The sequence below is a fragment of the Streptomyces sp. XM83C genome (genome assembly GCF_023072675.1).
Classification (GTDB): domain Bacteria; phylum Actinomycetota; class Actinomycetes; order Streptomycetales; family Streptomycetaceae; genus Streptomyces; species Streptomyces thermocoprophilus.
In genome coordinates, this window is sequence record NZ_JALLGL010000405.1 from 1 (window position 1) to 4,597 (window position 4,597).

The following is a 4,597-nucleotide window of genomic DNA, read 5'->3' on the forward strand; positions in this document are numbered from 1 at the left end:
GGGCGGGGCTGAGGGCCGGTGGGCCGCCGAGGCCGGTGGGCCGGCCGAAGGACGGTGGGCCTGCGCCCATGAGATGCCGGGGCCGGTGCACCGGCGACGGCCGGTGGGCCGTTGAAGGACGGTGGACCGCCGAGGGCCCGATGGGCCTGCGCCCATGAGCTGCCGGGGGCCGGTGCACCGGCGAGGGCCGGTGGGCCGCCGAGGCCGGTGGTCGTCGTGGTCGGGCAGGTGCGGTCCGGCCGGGGTCAGCGCAGGTGCGACGTGTCGTTGAACAGCCGCACGCTCGCGTTGCCGTCCGCGTAGTACGCCACCACCGACAGCGAGGCCGCCGACAGTTCCATGCGGAACAAGGACTCCGGAGGCGCCCCCAGAGCGAGGCGGACCAGGGTCTTGATCGGGGTGACGTGGGTGACCAGCAGGACCGTGCGGCCCGCGTACGCCGCCACGAGCTTGTCGCGGGCAGCGGCGATCCGGACCGCGGTCTCGGCGAAGCTCTCGCCGCCGCCGGTCGGAGCGGCCTCCGGGGAGGCCAGCCAGGCGTTCAGGTCGTCCGGGTGGCGCTCGCGGACCTCGCCGAACGTCAACCCCTCCCAGGCACCGAAATCCGTCTCGCGCAGACCGTCCTCGACGGTGACCTCCAGGCCGAGACGGGCCGCGACGATCCCGGCCGTCTGCCGGGCGCGGGCCAGCGGGGACGTGACGACGTGCTGGATCGTGCCGCGCCGGGCGAGCGCCGCCGCGACACGTTCCGCCTGCTCACGGCCGATGTCGGAGAGGGACGGGTCGGTGCCGCCGCTGCCCGAGAAACGCTTCTGCGGGGTCAGCGGGGTCTCCCCGTGCCTGAGCAGGACCAGGGTGGCGGGGGCGCCGAGGTCGGGAGCGCTGCTCCAGCCCGGTGCGGAGACGGCCGGTGCGGAGACGGCCGGGGAGGGGGCGGAGGCGGGATTCCCCGACGCGGGTGCGGAGCCGGCGGCCACCGTGCGGGCGGCGCGGACGTCCGCGCGGGGCTTCTCCGCCGGGTGCGGCTGCCCCGAGGCGCCCGCCGGGTGCGGTGCGGGGGCCGCCGAGGGGCGTGCGGCGTCCTGCGGCTGCCGTACACCGGTTCCGTGCTGTCGTACCGCCTCGTCCCGGGTCTCCGGCCGGGCCGCGCGGCTCTCCGCGAGGGCCGCACGCGCGCGTGCCGCGCCCGCCGTGGCGTCGCCGGGCGGGCCCGACGGGGCGGGGAGGTCGAGTCCGGCGCGGGACGCGGACGGCTGCCACCGCTCGCCCCGTTTGCCGGCGTCCATCGCCTCGTTGGCCAGGCGGTCGGCGTGCTTGTTCTGCTCGCGCGGGATCCACTCGTACGTGACCCGGCCGGGCGGGTGGACGGACGCCGCCTCCGCCGCGAGGGGCTTCATGTCGGGGTGCTTGATCTTCCAGCGGCCCGACATCTGCTCGATGACGAGCTTGGAGTCCATCCGCACGTGAACCGGCGCGTCCGGGTCCAGTTCGCGTGCGGCGCGCAGGCCGGCGATCAGACCGCGGTACTCGGCGACGTTGTTCGTGGCGACGCCGATGTACTCGGCGCGCTCGGCGAGGGTCTCGCCCGTCGCCGCGTCCCGCACCACGGAGCCGTAGCCGGCGGGCCCCGGGTTGCCCCGCGACCCGCCGTCCGCCTCGACGATGAACTCCCGCACCCGACAGGCTCCTTACAGACCGGACTCGGAGGTGCGCACCAGGATGCGGCGGCAGTTCTCGCAGCGCACCACCGCGTCCGGCGCGGCCTGGCGGATCTCGTTCAGCTCGGTGATGGCCAGCTCCTGCCGGCAGCCCTGGCAGGTACGCGCGTACAGCTTGGCCGCGCCGATACCGCCCTGCTGCTCGCGCAGCTTGTCGTACAGCTTCAGCAGGTCGGCGGGGACGGACGCGGCGACGACCTCACGCTCCTTGGCGACGGACGCGGACTCGCCGTCGATCTCCTCGAACGCGGCGTCCCGGCGTCCCGTCGCGTCGTCGATCTTCGCCTGGACGGACGCGACACGCTCGGTCAGCTCCGCCACCCGCGCCTGCGCGGACTCGCGGCGCTCCATCACCTCCAGGACGACGTCCTCCAGGTCGGCCTGCCGCTTGGCGAGGGAGGCGATCTCGTGTTGCAGGTTGGACAGGTCCTTCGGGGAGGTGACCGCGCCGGAGTCCAGGCGCTGCTGGTCGCGGGCGGCACGCTGGCGCACCTGGTCCACGTCCTGCTCGGCCTTGGTCTGCTCGCGGGCGGTGTCGCTCTCCTCGGTCTGCGCGGCCACGAGCAGGTCGCGCAGCTGGGTCAGGTCCTTGGTCAGCGACTCGATCTCGGCGTGCTCGGGCAGCGACTTCCGCTTGTGGGCGAGCTGCTGCAGGCGGACGTCGAGGGCCTGGACGTCGAGGAGTCGGATCTGGTCGGCGGGCGCGGCGTTCAGTTGGGGGCTCCAGGTGAAGGGGAGTGACTGGTCCAAGGGTCGGTGACCGTCTGGGAGACGTGCACGCGCAGGTTCCAGCCGTGACGGTCGGAGATCTCGTCGAGCTGGCTCGCGGCCAGCTCGCACCAGGGCCACTCGGTGGCCCAGTGCGCCGCGTCGAGCAGCGCGAGGGGACTGTGGGCGCGGGCCTCCGACGCCGGGTGGTGGCGCAGGTCCGCGGTGAGGAAGGCGTCCACGCCGGCCGCGCGGACGTCGTCGAAGAGGCTGTCGCCGGAGCCGCCGCTCACGGCGACCGTGCGGATCGTCGCCTCCGGGTCGCCGGCCACCCGGATGCCCTGCGCGGTGGCGGGCAGCCGGGCGGCGGCCAGGTCGGCGAACTCTCGCAACGGCAGCGGACGGTCCAGTTCGCAGATCCGGCCCAGGCCGCGGCGGCCCGCCGGGTCGGTGGGGTCCGGCACCAGGGGCCGTACGACACGCAGGCCGAGCGCGCCGGCGAGGGCGTCGGAGACGCCGGGGTCGGCGGTGTCGGCGTTGGTGTGGGCGACGTGCAGGGCGATGTCGTGCTTGATCAGGGTGTGCACGACCCGGCCCTTGAAGGTGGACGCCGCCACGGTCGTCGTACCGCGCAGATAGAGCGGGTGGTGGGTGACGAGCAGGTCGGCGCCCAGTTCCACCGCCTCGTCGACGATCTCCCGCACGGGATCGACGGCGAACAGGACCCGCGTGACCTGCTGGTCGGGGTCGCCCGCGACGGTGCCGACCGCGTCCCAGGACTCGGCCCGCTCGGCGGGCCACAGGTTCTCCAGCGCGGCGATGACTTCAGACAGACGGGGCACGGGTGCAAGGCTACCTGCCTGATCTGGCCCTCTGTACAGCCGTGACCAACGGTGCCCGGGACTGTGCGCATGCGGGCGGGGGCGGGACAACCGGACAGCACATCCGCCTCGCTCCCCTCAGGCGAATCGCTTCTGCGCCACCCTTATGTGTGAAGGGTCCGTCCTGCGATGCCACGCCCGTGCGTACGAAAACTAGCTTCGTCGCCGGAGGTGACCGAACGATGACGGCCTGTGCGTCCCCCGAGCTCTCGATCACGTTCGAGCAGCGAGGAACTCCATCCCCCGCCGCGGCGGAAAAGGACAGTTTCCCTCCACCCCCGGGCTGTGTACTGACGGCGGACGGCGGGTACGCCGCCCGGCTCGCCGGCCAGGGCGATGCCCTGTTCCCGGAGCGCTGGACCCTCGACGGCCCCGAACCGTACGCGGTGCCGCTCCCCGGCAACCAGCCCGAGGAGCCCGGCACCGAGGTGCAGCCCATGGGCGACGGGCGGGTGCTGATCCACCGCCTGGTCGCCGGCCGGCACTCCTTCTCGCTCCTCTACCCGACCGGCCCCGGCACCGGTGAGCTGCCGCTCGGCGCGATCGAGCCTCCCGCCGACGGCGCCCGGCTGCGGCTGCTGCCCCCGGCGCCGTGCGGCGGACGGGCGTACGCCCTCGCCGTCGGCCCGCGCTCCAGCACGGTGTGGCTGGTGGCGGGCGGCTCCTTCGGGCCCGAACGGGTCGCCGAGGTTCCCGGGCGCTGCTCGGGCGGCGTGTGGCTGGACCGGGCCGGGCGGATGCTGGTGCTGGACCGGGAGACCGGCGGCCGTACGAAGGCGGTCGTGGTGCACCTGGAGCGGGGCGGCGAAGTGTCGCCGCTGTTGCAGATCGCCGAGAACAGCGACGACCGGCTGCTGCTCGCCGACCCCGACAGCGGCCTGCTCGTCGTCGCCTCCGACGCTCCCTCCCCCGGCGAGCCTCGGCTCGGCTGGGGTGTGCTGGGCAGTTCGCTGCCGGTGCGGTTCCCGGAGTGCCTGCGCATGCCCGACTGCACGGTGACGCCGTTCGCCGTCCAGCCCGAGCAGGTGCTGACGCCGGAGGGCTGCGCGGTGGCGCTGCGCGTGGACGGGCCGTTCGGCAGCTGGGTCGGGGTGTGGCGGCCCGCCGAACGGCAGGTGCATCACATGGCCGCCCCGCTGGGCTGGCTGACCGGCGCGGGCCGGTTCACGGCGGAGGGCGTGCTGTTGCTGCCGTACGCGACCGGGGAGGAGCCGTGCGGGGTGGCCCGGGTGGAGACCTGTCTCTTATAACCATCTGAACCTGCCGACGAAGCTAGAAGTGGACATTTCG

3 protein-coding genes and 1 pseudogene are annotated in these 4,597 nt (G+C 74.2%); 1 reads left to right on the forward strand and 3 read right to left on the reverse strand.

The window, feature by feature from the left end; genetic code table 11:
* Positions 1-245: 245 nt before the first annotated feature.
* The 3 genes from MTQ10_RS28155 to MTQ10_RS28165 are packed head-to-tail and all read right to left on the reverse strand — an operon-like array spanning position 246 to position 3,268.
* Positions 246-1,676, reverse strand: coding sequence for a bifunctional RNase H/acid phosphatase (locus MTQ10_RS28155; protein ID WP_247473131.1), 1,431 nt, complete (start codon positions 1,674-1,676; stop codon positions 246-248).
* Between the two features lie 12 nt (positions 1,677-1,688).
* Positions 1,689-2,432, reverse strand: a complete 744-nt coding sequence (locus MTQ10_RS28160) for a zinc ribbon domain-containing protein (RefSeq protein WP_247473144.1) — start codon at positions 2,430-2,432, stop codon at positions 1,689-1,691.
* A complete protein-coding gene (locus tag MTQ10_RS28165; RefSeq protein ID WP_247473142.1) occupies positions 2,429-3,268 on the reverse strand; it encodes a Nif3-like dinuclear metal center hexameric protein in 840 nt (279 codons plus the stop codon). The genes MTQ10_RS28160 and MTQ10_RS28165 overlap by 4 nt, the downstream gene beginning before the upstream one ends.
* A 221-nt stretch (positions 3,269-3,489) precedes the next feature.
* On the opposite strand from MTQ10_RS28165, the pseudogene MTQ10_RS28170 reads away from it, so the two are divergent.
* Positions 3,490-4,539, forward strand: a pseudogene (locus MTQ10_RS28170) (hypothetical protein); the annotation flags it as partial.
* Between the last annotated feature and the right edge of the window lie 58 nt (positions 4,540-4,597).